This is a genomic window from Thermaurantimonas aggregans, assembly GCF_003851885.1.
Lineage (GTDB): Bacteria > Bacteroidota > Bacteroidia > Flavobacteriales > Schleiferiaceae > Thermaurantimonas > Thermaurantimonas aggregans.
This window is the reverse complement of record NZ_BHZE01000001.1, coordinates 75,732-91,032: the sequence shown is the minus strand read 5'-3', so window position 1 is coordinate 91,032 and position 15,301 is coordinate 75,732. Positions and strand designations below refer to the sequence as shown.

Genomic DNA, 15,301 nt, shown 5'->3' with positions numbered 1-15,301 from the left:
ATATGAAAACTTTTATAAAATTAGCGTTTTTAGTAATTAGTTTCAGTAGTATAAATAGTGCAAAATCAGAGCAAAATATTCCAATAATAGAATACCGAGGTGAAGATGTAATTGACATCAATAAGTTTTCACAATTTTACATTTCAAATGTGTATGGATTAAAATTAAAGGATGTTGTAAATAAACCTTTTGAATCACCAACAGATAATCGCATTAATTTTGGAAATATAAATGGAGAATTATGGGTGCGATTTAAAGTAAAAAATTACAGTACTCGGGATTCCATAAAATTAAGAATTGCAAATCCTATTTTACACAGCTCAAAAATTTACATACTTTCTGAAAAAGATACAATAGAAAAAACATGTAATACGCATATTACCATTGACAAAAGAGATGTGCGCAGTACTGACCATGTGTATCGTTTAATTTTTTATGATTCTAATGAATTAGAGGTGTATATTCAGATTCACAATGAAGAGCAAATGCTCGTGCCACTAAAGTTAGAATCGATTGAATACAACAGAGATATCGAGAGAAATTATTTGCTCATAAATGGTCTATATGTAGGGCTAATCGCTTCAATGTTTTTGTACAATCTCTTTCTGCTCATTACTATTCGAGATAAATCCTATTTATGGTATGTCATTCACACATTATTTGTGGGAGTGGCTCAATCGAGTTTTAACGGATTACATCTGCTGTATTTTCAATTTTCTCCATTTTTAATGGAGATTTCACCAACGCTTTTTTCAGCTCTGGCCAGTATTACCGGAATCCTTTTCATGATTAGCTTTCTCCATATTAAAGAATACAGCAAAAACTTTTACTTTATATTAAATTTATTTATATACCAATATGTTTTAGTGATTTTAATTACTCTCTTTTCATCGATTAAAATAGGCTATCAAATTCTACTTCCTGCACAGGGATTAGTAGCTATTATCATACTTTACATTTCAATCAGAATGGCCATTTCAGGTATACGTTCGGCCAAATTTTATCTAATAGCATGGAGTATTTTTATGGTGGGGATTTTTGTATTTTCCATGAAAGATTTTGGAATTCTTCCTTACAACAATTTTACAAAATATACCATGTTCATCGGCTCAGGCATTGAAGTACTATTACTATCATTTGCCCTAGCAGATAAGATAAAAGTTTTACAGCGAGAAAAAGAATATTCACAGCTTCAAGCCCTATTAAAAGCTGAAGAAAACGAAAAACTTATACGTGAACAAAACATCATCCTTGAAGAAAAAGTACAAAAACGCACAGAAGAACTCTCAAAGACCAATCAAAAATTGGAAAAAACCCTACAGGAATTAAAAGAAGCTCAATCGCAATTAGTGGATAAAGAAAAAATGGCAAGCTTGGGTCAGCTAACCGCCGGCATTGCCCATGAGATCAACAATCCGGTCAACTTTATCACAAGTGGCATTCAACCTCTCAAACTCGACATAAACGATCTGCTGGAAATACTTGAAGCATATGAAAAAACCTTTGACAACCATCCGGAAGCTAAAGAAATCGTTTCTTTAAAAAAGCAGGTCGATTTAGAATACATTAAAAAGGAAATTTACGACTTGCTTAAAGGAATTGAAGAAGGTGCCAAACGTACCACTGAAATTGTAGTTGGCCTTCGTACTTTTAGTCGTTTGGATGAAGACGCGTTAAAATTTACTAACATTAATGAAAATATTGAAGCCACACTTGTGCTGCTAAACAATAAAATTAAAAACAGAATTATTGTTGAAAAAGACTATTGCAAAGAATCAGACATCGAATGCTATCCTGGTAAATTAAATCAAGTTTTTATGAACATCTTTTCAAATGCAATAGATGCCATAAATGCAAAAGCTTATGAGGCAAACGATTTTGGAAAAATAACAATTAAAACATATCACGAAAATGAATATTTTGTAGTTGAAATTAGTGATAATGGCATTGGAATGACTGAAGATGTTAAAAAGAGAATTTTTGAACCCTTTTTTACGACCAAAAAAGTAGGTGAAGGGACTGGTCTTGGAATGTCAATCGTTTATAAAATCATTGAAAAACACTATGGACGAATTTGGGTTGATTCCGAATATGGTAAAGGTACTACATTCAAACTGTACATTTATAAAAAACTCGCAGAAATACCCGAAATACTTGAAACACAATGAGAAAAATAAAAATACTTTATTTAGACGACGAACTTGGCAACTTGCAGTCATTCCTTGCTGCCTTTAGAAGAAAGTATGAAGTTTTTGTAACACACGATCAGCAAGAAGCCATTGATATCATCAAAAGAGAAAAGCCAGAAATAATCATCACTGATCAAAGAATGCCCATTGTAACGGGTGTTGAATTCTTATATACGGCATCTCAACTACATCCAGATGCCATTAAAATTCTGACCTCTGCTTATTCTGATATCAGTGCAGTAATCGATGCTGTAAACAAAGGACATATTTACAACTACATAAAAAAACCTTGGGACCTGAACGATGTTGCTTTGATTCTTGATAATGCAGTGAAATATTATTTAGCCGGTGAAACCATACGCGAACAAATTAAAAAACTTGAGAAAACTAATGAAGAATTGAATAGATTCATATATTCTGCCTCTCACGATTTGCGAGCCCCAATTACTACGATTAAAGGGCTATTAAATATGGCTAGAGAGGATGTAACCGACCCGTTGAGTATCCAGTATTTCTCAATGATCGAAGATAGCGTCATTAGGCTAGATTCTTTCATTCGTTCAATAGTTCAATATTATCAAAACGGGAAGGATGTGTTCGATTACCAGGCTATTGATTTTAAGTGTTTTATTGAATCTGTTTTGAAAGAATTTTCTTTTGAAATACATCAAAACAACATAAAGACATCCGTCAGCATCTATTCTAAGTGTGACTTCGTTACGGATACGTTTAGATTGAGAATTATTCTCGGGAATTTAATTTCGAACGCCATTAAATTTAGACGCAAAGACATAACAAATCCCGAGGTAAATATCGAAGTATTTTCAGATGAAAAAGAGGCGAAAATCATAATACGCGACAATGGAGAAGGCATAGTGAATGAATTACAGGAAAAAGTCTTTAACATGTTTTTCCGCGTTTCACCAGAAATTTCTGGAAACGGAGTTGGGCTTTATTTAGTAAAAGAAGCTGTAGAAAAGTTGGAAGGTCACATAGAGCTGAGTTCAGAAGTTTCTGTGGGTACTACTGTTTGCATAACTTTGCCAAACAAAAAACATCTACTTGAAATTCAAGAACATTAAATTCATTATTAGCCTAAATTCGATAGCACTTTTTGGGGTGATAATCATTCAAGTTTTATGGATGAATGCTGCCCTAAAGCTATCAGAAACCAACTTAGATCGAGATGTAAACGAGGCATTAAACCGAGTAGCAGAAAAAATAGACAACAGCGAAAAATTTCGGAAAATCATCCAAAAACTCAATCTTCAAAAATCCACTGATGAAAATGAATTAGTAGAGTCGATCGACGAGGTATTTGAAAACATGCCTGGCACAGGTCAGTCGGGCTCAGAACAATTAGACAAAACTGATATCGCGCAGAGCTTTAATAAATCTTTGAAAAAATTTTATCAGCGCCGAATTCAAGTAGTCGATTCGCTTGTAAAAGAACTGATGATGACTGATTTTTTCACCTTTCAATCAATTGATGAACGATTGGAAGGAATCAATCTTGATTCGTTGATCAAAAGCGAATTAGCATTTAAAAACATCAATACTCCCTTTGAGTACGGAATCTATGAGAAACAACAATTGACTAAAATTCGATCAAAAAATTTTGACCCAGCTCGAGTAGAATACAAGACTATGCTCCTTCGATACGATGTGATGTCGCCACCTGTATGGCTTTTTCTTTATTTTCCAAAAAAGAAATCGTTTCTCTACAAAAGTGTATTTTGGCTTATTGCGTTGACTTTCTTTTTGATCCTGATCATAATTATTACTTTTTATATCACAGTCGATCAAATGCTTACACAAAAGGAAATCTCAAGGATTAAATCGGATTTCATAAACAATATGACCCATGAATTTAAAACCCCAATTGCTACCATAGGGCTGACTACAGATCTGATGAGCAATCCGAAAGTGATTTCCGATCCTGAGCGATTAATGAAATACGTCAATAAAATCAAAGAAGAAAATAAACGCATGAATCAGCAAGTTGAAATCGTACTTCGACTTGCTCAGCTCGACAGAAAACAACTTCAATTAAAACTCGAAAACTTCGACTTACTCGAAGTAACGGAAGAAGCTATACATCACATGAAGTACATCATTGAGAGCAAAAACGGAAACATTAGGTTGATCAACAATGCATCGAATACAAGAATTTTTGGAGATAAAGAACACATTAAAAATGTTATCATAAATTTGCTGGATAATGCAATTAAGTATTCACCTGAAATCTTAGACATTCAAATAGAACTCTTTACACCTAAACCAAACGAAGTTTCGATAGCAGTAAAAGACAAAGGAATTGGCATGACCCCAGAAGTACAAAAAAGAGTTTTCGATCGATTCTACCGACAAACCACCGGAAACATTCATGACGTAAAGGGTCATGGCCTCGGACTTAGCTACGTACAAGAAATCGTAAAACTTCACAACGGAGATATAAAAGTGAAAAGTGAACTCAACAAGGGGAGCATTTTCACGGTAACCTTCAAAAACAATTAAAAACACGACAAAATGAGCACAAAAAAAATCTTATTGGTAGAAGATGATACCAACTTCGGATTGGTACTAAAGGATTACCTTGAAATAAACAACTTTGAAGTGACCTTAGCCCGTGATGGAATCATGGGTCTTAATCTTTTTAAATCTAACAACTACGACATCATCATTCTCGATGTGATGATGCCAAAAAAAGACGGCTTTTCTCTCGCTGCAGATATTCGGGCGATCGACAAGGTAACACCGATCATTTTCTTAACAGCTAAGGCACTTAAAGACGATGTGATCAAAGGATATCAGTCAGGTGCTGACGACTACATCATCAAACCGTTTGACTCAGAAATTCTATTGCACAAGATCTACGCTCTGCTTAATCGCAAGGAAATCGACAACAAAGACAGCGAAATCCCCGAAGTGCTTACCGCTGGAAATTGCACTATCAATACCCGACTAAGAGAGCTCAAAATTTTTGATAAAGCCCGCACGCTTTCGCCTAAAGAAATTGCATTGCTTGCACTGCTTTTTAAGCACAAAAACGACCTCGTTAAGAGAACGGATGCGCTCTTGAAAATCTGGAAAGACGACAGTTACTTCACAGCTCGAAGCATGGATGTGTATATGGCAAAAATTCGCAAGTACATTAAAGAGGATCCAAGCCTCGAGATAATCAATATTCACGGCGAAGGTTTCCGCCTGATCGAAAAGCAATCCAACAACGGTTAGTGAACCTTTTTAAGCTTATTAGCGAATCTTCTTCGGTAAACTGCCGATGCTATAAAGAACAGGATTCCCTGTACACTGGCAATGGAGCCGCTGATGGAAACATCGAATACATCAGCGACTCCAGTACCCACTAAAGAACTCACAATTGCCACCATAACTGCTAATCGAAGCATTCCATTGATTCGGGCAGAAAATAACCACGCAATAGCTGACGGCGCTACTAAAAGCGATACAATTAAAACAGCTCCTACTAATTCAAAACCTATAACAACTACTACAGATATAAGAATGCTGTAGAGCTGCTGCCACTTTTTCGAAGGAATGCCAATCGCATTAGCATATTCTGTATCAAAAGTTACGACAGATAATAGAGACCTAAAGAAATGGAGAAATAAACCCACAAACACTAATAAGCCAGCTGAAATCCAAACTCCTTTAGCACCTAAATCTATTCCACCAACAATCCATCGCTCGAAGGGAACAAATGCAATTTCGCCAAAGAGAACGCACTCTTGGTCAAGATCTACTCCAGCAGCAGGACCACTTATAAAAATTATTCCCAAAGCAAAAAAAACTACAAAAACTGCTCCTATAGCTGCATCTGATGGTATTCCTCTTATGTGTTGAAGATGTTCAATCAAATAAGAAACTACTATTGCCGTTAGGATAGCTCCTACCAATGAACCCCCAAAAGAGCGCTCACCTGTGAGAAGGTACATGAGCACAATGCCCGGCAATACAGCATGTGAAAGAGCGTCGCCAAACATCGATCTTCCGCTCAGAACTAAAAAAGAACCGGCCAAAGCTGCAGCCGAAGAAAGGAACAATGCTGTGAGAAGAATCTCAATGTCCATCATAGGGTATGTTTTTGCCGTGTGGATCTTTCTGAGGCTGTTGGAGTTCTTGTATCAGCATTTCCTCCACGTTTTTTGGAATGATGTGCTCGATGGTTTCAGCGCTTGCATGAATGGCTTCCACTCTTTTGCCGAGTTTTGATGCTTGATACACCTCCCACAACCGGTGAAGGCGCACAATTCTCATTGCCTCCGATAGCCCCATATCTGTCAAGGCAATCAAGTTTCCTTTTCGGGAGATCATACCGCGGTCAATGGCGCGATGGATCGTTCGTCTAACTTCAGTTTTGTTTTTAAAAAGTCCTTTTTTACCCAATAGCGAAGAAATCAAAAGGTTGATTTCAACCCTAGTATTTTCTTCGATTTCGAGTTTGTACAAGTGTTTTAATAAATCCTCGAGCTGAATTTGTCTGGCGCTTCTTAGCTGCAATAGGTATTTTCTGATTTTTAAGCGCAAATTCTTTATGACAATTATGAGGATCAAAATACCACCGCCTACTATCACCATCACCGGACCTGTGGGCATATTTGAGTAATAATAACTGACTGTTGAGCCAACAAGGGCCATGAATACCCCTGAAAGCGCAGCAATTAGCTTCATTCGATTATAATTATCTACAAGCAACCGGGCAATAAAGGGTGGTAAGATTATAAATGCCGACATCAGCACTACACCCACTGCTTTTACACCGAGCACTACAGCACTGATGATCAAAGCCACGATAATGTTATGAATGGCATGGACATTCATACCGGCAGCTTCAGCAAATAGAGAATCGAATGAAATGGTGATAAGTGGACGTTCAATGATTCTTAGAATGCCTAAAATTATTAAAGCCAAAATGGCATAAGCCTGAACATCTCCAGGGGTAAGAGCAGCAGCTCTCCCAAACAAAAAGGTATCTAAACCGGCTTGATTGCCTAAAGGAAGCTTGTTAGCATACGTAAGCAGAACAATTCCAAAGCCATAAAAAGCTGTCAGTACCACTGCCATCGAAACATCCGGTTTAATGAAAGTGACGCTTAGCACCCATTGCATCACAACTACAGACAATAATCCACTTAAAAAGGAACCCACAAACAGTACTGTGAAACTCTTCTGACCAAAGAGCAAAAAAGCAAGAACCACCCCAGGCAATAAAGCATGTGATATTACGTCGCCCGAAAGAGATTTTTTCTGTAAAAAGTAATGCGTGCCAACAGCAGAAGAGGCCAAAGAAAGAAAAATGCTGCCAGCTGTGACCCACAAAAAATTAGGCTCAAGCATCTGCCACATCGCGATTGATTTCAGTTGTGGTGCGCTTTAACTCATCAGCCCCTATCAGTTCGCTGATTTTGCTTAAAATCGATAGCCTGCTTCCGTATGCTTCTTGTAGATACCTTTTGTTGAAAGCTTGTTCTTTGGGTGCAGCTACTACCAGCCGCGAATTCAGCATTACAATAAAGTCGAAAAAATCGTAAGCAGTCTGTAAATCATGATGTACTATGACAACCGTTTTACCTTCTTTTTTCATCTCCTGAAGAAGTTTTAAAATCGCATCTTCAGTAACAGCATCTACCCCGACAAAGGGCTCGTCCATGATGTATAGATCGGCTTGTTGTGCCAAAGCGCGAGCTAAAAAGACCCTCTGCTGCTGACCTCCGCTCAGCTGACTGATGTGTCGGTCTTTATATTCTAAAAGATTAACCTTCGCCAAAGCTTCTAAAGCAATTTCTTTATCGGCAGTAGTAATCTTTGAAAAGATGCTTTTTCTGGAATAAACGCCCATAAGGGCTACATCCATCACACTAACCGGAAAATGCCAATCAACCGACTCCCTTTGCGGAACATAGCTCACGCGCATTCGCACCTGATCAATTGGTTTACCAAAAACGCGAACACTCCCGGTATCGGGTTTTATCAGGCCCATAATTGTTTTCAGTAATGTCGATTTACCTGATCCATTCGGTCCTATAATGCCACAAAGTACGCCTTCAGGAATTCTCAAATCGACATCCCAGAGAGCAGGTTTATGAGTATAACTTACTGTTAGATTGTTTACCTCAATAGCAAAGGATGAGTCGATTTCCATTAAGAACCAGCTTTTAAGGATTGATAAATCATCTCTACATTGTGGCGAAAAGCTCCATATAAGGTATGATGGCCTGACCCCTTGGGTCCTAAGGCATCAGAATAAAGAGTGCCACCGAGTTTCAGAGTATGACCTTTTGATTTACAGCCTTCAATTACGGCTTTTACAGTGTGGTCTGATACAGTACTTTCGATGAAAATGGCTGGAATCTTTCGTTCGGTGATAAAGTGAATCATTTCTACCACGTCTTTCAGTCCGAATTCAGAAGCAGTACTTATGCCTTGTAAGCCAATTACTTCTACCCCATATACTCTGCCAAAATAATTGAAAGCATCGTGAGCTGTGATGACAACTCGCTGTTCCTGAGGTATTTCAGCAAACTTTCTCAAAGCTTCGTGATGTGCCTCTGTTAGTTCCAAAAAGTACTTCTCTGCATTTTTCTCTATAAATTGAATTTGCTGAGCTGAAAGTTGATTTTGAAAGCGCTTTAAAATTTCGTCTAAAGTGTTTCTAATGCAATACTGCCAAAGAGGCAAATCAAACCAGATATGCGGATCGGGAATAGTTCCATCGGTATAAATCAAATCCGACTCTTTCAAATATTTCGTCACAGCTAATGCTTTATCCGTTTTTGAAATTTCATCTAACGTTTCTGAAAATTTTCCTTCTAAATTTAAACCATTATATACAACTAAATCCGCTTTTTTCAGTTGCTTTAAATCTCCAGCTGAGGCCTTATAAGTATGTGGATCGATGCCTGGTTGCATCAATGTAGATACATACATTGTGGTATCGAGTATTTGCGACAGTGCGTCATAAATCATAGTAGTCGTACAAACTATAGATGGTTTATTCGCATCAGTCTGGTGATTAGAAGTACAGGAATAAATGTATGTTGCTACAATTATCAAAGTAATCCGATGCAATGCTTTCATATCCGTTCAATAAGTAACAATTCTGCAGTTTTTTGTGAAATATTTGTACTTTTTGTGCGATTTATCTCTATTTTTAAACTGCTATCATGAGGATATTTCTTTAAAATTTTTACTATACATCCAAGGCAAACATTTTCTGTATCCAAGTATTGAAGAAAATCGGTTGTATCGCACGTTACTGCCCGCAGTACACCTGAATCACCTTCGTTCATCAGGCTTAGCTTTTCGTAGTTATTTCGGGCGATGTTTCCATTGCGGTCAGGAATGGGTTCACCGTGAGGATCAAACTTTGGAAATCCTAAATATTCATCCAGTTTTTCGATGAGGGCATCGCTTTGAATGTGCTCCATTTGCTCGGCAATCGAATGCACCTCATCCCAGCCCATGCCCAGATTTTGTACCAAAAAGACTTCCCACAGGCGATGTTTTCGCACGATGCGCACGGCAAGATGCCTTCCTTGCTCTGTCAATAAGCAACCCTGGTATTTTTCATATACCGTAAGCCCTTTGTCAGTGAGTTTTTTGATCATTTCAGTCACTGACGGGGGCTTAGCATCTAAAGCAGCAGCGATGGCAGAAGTACTCACAGGCGTAGTACCTCCGTTGCTTAAATCAAAAATGGTTTTGAGATAATTTTCTTCAGAAAGACTGTACACCTTTGCCCCTTTTCAGAGCAAAAGTAATACGTGAATTTTAGCTTCGAAACTATTTTTTAGGTGAGCCTAAATAGTTTTTTATATGTAGCTTGTCGCTGATATACATGTGTACTTCATTAATTGGCAATCGGATTTGTTCTAACGAATCTCTGTCGCGTAATGTTACCGTGTTATCATCGAGTGTTTGGTGATCAATTGTGACGCAGAAAGGTGTACCTGTAGCATCCTGTCGTCTGTAGCGACGGCCGATGGAATCCTTATCGTCGTAAGCGCACATAAAATCCCATTTCAGTAGTTCGAGTACCTCTTTCGCTTTTTCAGGAAGTCCATCTTTTTTTACGAGCGGAAGTACGGCTACTTTAATGGGTGCCAATATATAGGGTAATTTCAAGTGTACCCGTGTACTTCCATCGGCTAGAGTTTCTTCACGAAGTGCGAAGCTCATAATTGCCAGGAAACTGCGATCGAGGCCGATGGATGTTTCAATTACATAAGGAATGTAGCTCTCGTTTGTTTCTGGATCGAAGTATTGAATTTTTTTTCCACTGTATTTTTCATGATTGGCAAGGTCGAAATCAGTACGTGAGTGTATGCCTTCGAGCTCTTTAAATCCAAACGGGAAGTTGAACTGTATGTCGCAAGCGGCATTGGCGTAATGAGCCAGTTTATCGTGGTCGTGAAAGCGATAATATTCAGCCGGAATTCCCAGCGAAAGATGCCATTTCATCCGCTCTTCCTTCCAATAGTGATACCACTCCATTTCAGTACCCGGCTTTACAAAGAATTGCATCTCCATCTGTTCAAACTCCCTCATACGGAAAATGAACTGGCGAGCAACGATTTCGTTTCTAAAGGCTTTTCCGGTTTGAGCAATGCCAAAAGGCACTTTCATTCTACCGGTTTTGTAGACATTAAGAAAATTAACAAAAATGCCTTGAGCTGTTTCAGGACGCAGATAGATAAGTGAAGCCTCTTCAGCCACAGAGCCCAACTTGGTTTCAAACATTAAGTTGAAATAGCGAACCTCTGTCCAGTTGCGCGTGCCTGAAATCGGACATACGATCTCCTCGTCTAAGATGATTTGTCGCAATTCCTCCAAGTTGTTCTCTTCCATAGCCTTCACATACCGCTTGTGAAGGGCATCGCGCTTGCTGGCAATTTCTTGTATTCTTGGGTTTGTCGAAATAAAAAGCTCTCTGTCAAAAGATTCGCCAAAGCGTTTCTGCGCTTTTTCTACCTCTTTTTTGATTTTTTCGTTGTATTTCTCAATCTGCTCTTCGATCAACACATCGGCTCTGTATCGCTTTTTTGAATCTTTGTTGTCGATCAATGGATCGCTAAAAGCATCCACATGCCCTGAAGCTTTCCAAGTGAGTGGATGCATAAAAATGGCGGCATCAATTCCGACAATATTTTGATGCAGCCTTGTCATGGCATTCCACCAATAATTGCGAAGGTTGTTTTTTAATTCAACACCAAGTTGGCCATAGTCGTACACTGCGGCCAGTCCATCGTAAATTTCACTTGATGGGAAGATAAAACCATATTCTTTACAATGAGCGATTAAATCTTTGAGAGCAGTATCTTGATTCATTCTTGTCTTTAATAAAGTCAGACGGCAAAACTATAAATTTAATGTGAGCCAATTACCAAAAGTGTTTTAATATTTGCATATTACATTCTTTTAAGACACCAAACATATCTATCAAAGTTTTTTATTTTTTTCATGTCAAAATTTTATTCTTCACATTTTTCCATAACTCTTTTACTGCTTTTACCAAATCTTATCAGTTTAAATCTTAAATCACAAATCCCCATACACGAGCGATTTGATGTTTCAAAAGGACTGCACGATAATACAGCATACGATATAAGCCTTGATTATAATGGATTTTTATGGATAACTACCGATGAAGGCATACAACGATTTGATGGAAACAAATTTTTATCATTTATCTACACCGATAATATAAATAAATCTGGTAGTTGTATTCAATTCGATTATAGAGGACGTGTATGGTATCAATCATTTGATGGTCATTTATTCTACGTAGAAAACGATACGGTTAAAACTCTTCAACATTTTAAAGCAAAAAATTTCACTACATTCAGGATAATTGATAGCATTTTAACATTTTACAATGGAAATTCATTGGTAAAAGTAAATTTAAAAACACTGAATATTATTGATCAACTATTTTTACCAAATGCGGAAATATCTTCAATAGTATTTTTTAAAAATTCTTATTATATTTCTGGAAATGGAATTTTTAGAATTAATGTAGATTTTAAAAAAATAGATACTTTAGATACACGGCCTGGAATCATCTCGATATTTACAAATGATAATGAACTTTTTTATCAAACCAAGTCGGATATATCATATGAAGTTTATAAACTAGCCGATACAACTAAAATACTTTTTTATTCAGATGTAGTTAGAATAAATTGGATTGATCTGAAAAACAATACTTATTACATTTCAACTAATCTCGGGCTTCAAATACAAGAAAGAAATAAAAAAAATTATTTAATGACCGATTATAAATTTTCGAAAACATTTTTTGACAACTATGGACAACTTATAGCAAGTACCCTTAACGCAGGCATTCTAATTATTCCCAATGAAAACGACATTAAATATTTCCATAACTTAAAAGAAAATTTCACAAGTACGATATTTACTCAAAATAAAATATTTCTTGCCACTGGATTAGGAAAGATATTTGAATTTGATATTACAAACAAAAAATCAAAATTGCTATATGCAGATGTGTATAAAAGGCAGATAAATCATTTTATTTTTAACCCAAATTACAATGAATTTGTAATAATTCTCAACAATGAAGTTAAAATTATTCATCCTGATGGTCGGGAGATATTTAGTGTTGAAAATGTAGCGCCTAAAAGTGTGACCATAATTGATGATAAATACTATTTTGTAACAGCGACAGGTGGAAATGGTTTTTTGGAACATGTATTTAATCCATTAAAAAAATCTATTTGGGATTCCTTATACGATGCATCTGAAAAAGTAAACAAATTTCGAAAGTTTACAAATTTGTATAGAAATAGAGATGTAATATTCTCATCAATTCATAAAAAAATTTTTATTTCAACAAACACTGGAGTAATAATAGCTGGAAGTAACGGTGACATTTCAGCACCCAACCCAAATTTATTTTTGAAAGAATTATTTCAAATAAAGGATGATATTTATGGAATTGACTTTAAAAATCAACTATACAAATACGATTATAAAAGAAATATCTTTAATCCGATTAAAATACCCTATTCGAAAAATGATGTTCGATTTATTCTTAGCAATAATTCCATATTTTTTTTAATTTTTAATCGGATTTATGAGTTAAAAGAAGGTAAGCCAGTAGAAACAGACCTTGTCTCAAATCAAAACATTAAATACATATATAAATTTAACGACATTTTTTTGGAAATTTCGAATTCCCACTTGAGTTACATAAACAACATAAGTGAAAGAAGAATAAATTTTCCAAAAAAAATCATCATAAACCATGTTAATGGGAAAAGGCCAAACGACACTGAAAACATTGAGATAAAATACGAGAAAGGACAAGATGTACGAGTAAACTACACTTTTCTGAATTTAGACAAACGCTCAACATCGAGGCTCTATTATCGCATCAACCAGGGGCAATGGAATCCGATACTTTCAGGTACTGATTATTTGCTTTTTCCGTCGCTAAAACCCGATAAATATACCATTGATTTTGCCATAAAAGAATTTGGGAAGTTAGATATCATAAAAGCCTTTAATATTATTGTTACAACGCCTATTTACAAACAAACCTGGTTTTTAATACTGTTTCAATTTTTTATTTTGATTTTGTTTGTTCTTTATGTACTATGGCAAATTCGATTGCTTAGCAAAAAAAACAAGCTTGTGACTGAAAAAGCAGAGATTGAAAAAAATCTGGCATTAATGACCTTAAAATCCATTAAAGCACAAATGAATCCACATTTTTTCTTTAATGCATTAAACACCATCCAAGCCTTTATTTACGCCAACGACAAACTAAGTGCTACCCAATATCTCTCAAAATTTAGTAAGTTAACACGTCTAATCCTTGAAAATTCAGAGGCCGAACAAATAGACTTAGCTAGCGAGCTGAAGACAATTGCTATATATCTTGAACTAGAAAAAATGCGCTTTGTAAACAACTTTGAATTTGACATCTGTACATGTGACGACATAGATACAGAAAGTATCTATATACCTACAATGTTAATACAGCCTTACGTAGAGAATGCTATAAAACACGGATTGTTACATAAAAAAGGTGAGAAGTTTTTGAGAATATACATTCAAAAAATTTCAGACAATCAAATAGCTGTTGAAATCACCGACAACGGCATTGGTCTAACAAAGAGTCAAGAAATCAATTCGAAGAAATCCTTTGCTCATAAGTCCTTCTCGTCTTTAGCAAATGATAAAAGAATTGTCTTGTTAAATAAAATTAAAGGGGGAAATTATAAAATTGAAATCGAAGAGCTTTTTGATCAAAACCATATTTCCAAAGGAACACGTGTTAGAATTTTAATTCCATATACTGCATGAGAAAGCCAATTCGGGCCATCATCGTTGACGATGAACCTATGGCCAGACAATTGTTACAAGGTTTGATAACTGAGAATACCCCTGATGTGCAACTCGTTGATATGTGCGAAGACATCCCTTCGGCTGTCAAGTCTATCAATAAATTAAAACCCGATTTGGTTTTTTTAGATATAGAGATGCCCGGCCACAGTGGATTAGAGTTGTTGAACTTTTTTAACTCAGACGAAATCGACTTTCACATCATCTTCACCACAGCGTATCATCAGTATGCCATTCAGGCTTTTAAACTCAGTGCCGTTGACTACCTCCTTAAACCCATCGAAGCCTATGAGCTCAAAGAAGCCGTGGATCGCTATATGGGATTGGAAGAAAAAATTTTCCGAAAGTACGACGTATTGGTTAGCAACTTTCAAAACAGCAATCCAAAAAAGTTAGCGGTAAGTACTACCTCGATTATACGCTACATCGATGTAGATCAAATCCACTACATACAGGCCGATGGGGCTTACTCACGCGTAGTGTACGGGAACAACGAAAGCATCTATTCAAGCAAGTCGCTGAAGTATTACGACGAAATTTTTTCGAAGCATCCGCACTTTATGCGTACACATAAGAGTTATCTGGTGAACCTTAATCACGTACACGAATACGTGCGGGCTGATGGTGGATCGATTAAAATGAAAAACGGAGATTCCGTTGGTATTTCTACCGAAAAGTTTTCGGACTTCATGAAGGCAATGAGCGATATAAAAACCACTTAA

At 36.4% G+C, this 15,301-nt stretch carries 12 protein-coding genes; 6 read left to right on the top strand and 6 right to left on the bottom strand.

Going from position 1 to position 15,301, the window contains the following annotated elements; all coding sequences use genetic code 11:
• Positions 1 to 2: 2 nt before the first annotated feature.
• From EIP89_RS00410 to EIP89_RS00395, 4 genes are read left to right on the top strand one after another with little or no spacing between them, the layout of a single operon-like run.
• Positions 3 to 2,168, top strand: a complete 2,166-nt coding sequence (locus tag EIP89_RS00410) for a sensor histidine kinase (protein ID WP_124396680.1) — start codon at positions 3 to 5, stop codon at positions 2,166 to 2,168.
• Positions 2,165 to 3,271: a hybrid sensor histidine kinase/response regulator gene (locus EIP89_RS00405; RefSeq protein ID WP_124396679.1), complete on the top strand. Its 1,107-nt coding sequence runs from the start codon at positions 2,165 to 2,167 to the stop codon at positions 3,269 to 3,271. The genes EIP89_RS00410 and EIP89_RS00405 overlap by 4 nt, the downstream gene beginning before the upstream one ends.
• The gene (locus EIP89_RS00400; RefSeq protein WP_124396678.1) at positions 3,252 to 4,706 is read left to right on the top strand and encodes a sensor histidine kinase; all 1,455 of its coding nucleotides are present in this window, start codon (positions 3,252 to 3,254) and stop codon (positions 4,704 to 4,706) included. The genes EIP89_RS00405 and EIP89_RS00400 overlap by 20 nt, the downstream gene beginning before the upstream one ends.
• A 12-nt stretch (positions 4,707 to 4,718) precedes the next feature.
• Positions 4,719 to 5,426 (top strand): response regulator transcription factor, encoded by a 708-nt coding sequence (locus tag EIP89_RS00395; RefSeq protein ID WP_124396677.1) that lies wholly within the window; start codon positions 4,719 to 4,721, stop codon positions 5,424 to 5,426.
• On the opposite strand, the gene EIP89_RS00390 is transcribed toward EIP89_RS00395, so the two are convergent.
• Genes EIP89_RS00390 through EIP89_RS00365 form a run of 6 tightly spaced genes read right to left on the bottom strand, consistent with a single transcriptional unit; the run spans position 5,423 to position 11,537 of the window.
• Positions 5,423 to 6,283: a metal ABC transporter permease gene (locus EIP89_RS00390; protein WP_124396676.1), complete on the bottom strand. Its 861-nt coding sequence runs from the start codon at positions 6,281 to 6,283 to the stop codon at positions 5,423 to 5,425. The genes EIP89_RS00395 and EIP89_RS00390 overlap by 4 nt on opposite strands.
• Positions 6,270 to 7,547 (bottom strand): metal ABC transporter permease, encoded by a 1,278-nt coding sequence (locus EIP89_RS00385; RefSeq protein WP_160160467.1) that lies wholly within the window; start codon positions 7,545 to 7,547, stop codon positions 6,270 to 6,272. Before EIP89_RS00385 ends, EIP89_RS00390 begins: the two co-directional genes overlap by 14 nt.
• Positions 7,540 to 8,352, bottom strand: coding sequence for a metal ABC transporter ATP-binding protein (locus EIP89_RS00380; RefSeq protein WP_124396674.1), 813 nt, complete (start codon positions 8,350 to 8,352; stop codon positions 7,540 to 7,542). The genes EIP89_RS00385 and EIP89_RS00380 overlap by 8 nt, the downstream gene beginning before the upstream one ends.
• The gene (locus EIP89_RS00375) at positions 8,352 to 9,287 is read right to left on the bottom strand and encodes a metal ABC transporter solute-binding protein, Zn/Mn family (protein ID WP_124396673.1); all 936 of its coding nucleotides are present in this window, start codon (positions 9,285 to 9,287) and stop codon (positions 8,352 to 8,354) included. The genes EIP89_RS00380 and EIP89_RS00375 overlap by 1 nt, the downstream gene beginning before the upstream one ends.
• Entirely contained in the window at positions 9,284 to 9,943 is a 660-nt protein-coding gene (locus EIP89_RS00370) for a metal-dependent transcriptional regulator (RefSeq protein ID WP_124396672.1), read from the bottom strand. The genes EIP89_RS00375 and EIP89_RS00370 overlap by 4 nt, the downstream gene beginning before the upstream one ends.
• A 49-nt stretch (positions 9,944 to 9,992) precedes the next feature.
• A complete protein-coding gene (locus EIP89_RS00365) occupies positions 9,993 to 11,537 on the bottom strand; it encodes a glycine--tRNA ligase (protein ID WP_124396671.1) in 1,545 nt (514 codons plus the stop codon).
• 132 nt (positions 11,538 to 11,669) lie between these two features.
• On the opposite strand from EIP89_RS00365, the gene EIP89_RS00360 reads away from it, so the two are divergent.
• On the top strand, positions 11,670 to 14,540 hold the full coding sequence (locus EIP89_RS00360; RefSeq protein ID WP_124396670.1) for a sensor histidine kinase: 2,871 nt from the start codon (positions 11,670 to 11,672) through the stop codon (positions 14,538 to 14,540).
• Positions 14,537 to 15,301 carry a LytR/AlgR family response regulator transcription factor gene (locus tag EIP89_RS00355; RefSeq protein ID WP_124396669.1) on the top strand — a complete coding sequence of 255 codons (765 nt, stop codon included), beginning with the start codon at positions 14,537 to 14,539 and terminating at the stop codon, positions 15,299 to 15,301. Before EIP89_RS00360 ends, EIP89_RS00355 begins: the two co-directional genes overlap by 4 nt.

What these genes read in the sequence shown, in the direction of transcription:
- EIP89_RS00410 (WP_124396680.1), top strand. Translation starts at nt 3, where the DNA reads ATGAAAACTTTTATAAAATTAGCGTTTTTAGTAATTAGTTTCAGTAGT.
- EIP89_RS00405 (WP_124396679.1), top strand. Translation starts at nt 2,165, where the DNA reads ATGAGAAAAATAAAAATACTTTATTTAGACGACGAACTTGGCAACTTG.
- EIP89_RS00395 (WP_124396677.1), top strand. Translation starts at nt 4,719, where the DNA reads ATGAGCACAAAAAAAATCTTATTGGTAGAAGATGATACCAACTTCGGA.
- EIP89_RS00390 (WP_124396676.1), bottom strand. Translation starts at nt 6,283, where the DNA reads ATGATGGACATTGAGATTCTTCTCACAGCATTGTTCCTTTCTTCGGCT.
- EIP89_RS00385 (WP_160160467.1), bottom strand. Translation starts at nt 7,547, where the DNA reads ATGCTTGAGCCTAATTTTTTGTGGGTCACAGCTGGCAGCATTTTTCTT.
- EIP89_RS00380 (WP_124396674.1), bottom strand. Translation starts at nt 8,352, where the DNA reads ATGGAAATCGACTCATCCTTTGCTATTGAGGTAAACAATCTAACAGTA.
- EIP89_RS00375 (WP_124396673.1), bottom strand. Translation starts at nt 9,287, where the DNA reads ATGAAAGCATTGCATCGGATTACTTTGATAATTGTAGCAACATACATT.
- EIP89_RS00365 (WP_124396671.1), bottom strand. Translation starts at nt 11,537, where the DNA reads ATGAATCAAGATACTGCTCTCAAAGATTTAATCGCTCATTGTAAAGAA.
- EIP89_RS00360 (WP_124396670.1), top strand. Translation starts at nt 11,670, where the DNA reads ATGTCAAAATTTTATTCTTCACATTTTTCCATAACTCTTTTACTGCTT.
- EIP89_RS00355 (WP_124396669.1), top strand. Translation starts at nt 14,537, where the DNA reads ATGAGAAAGCCAATTCGGGCCATCATCGTTGACGATGAACCTATGGCC.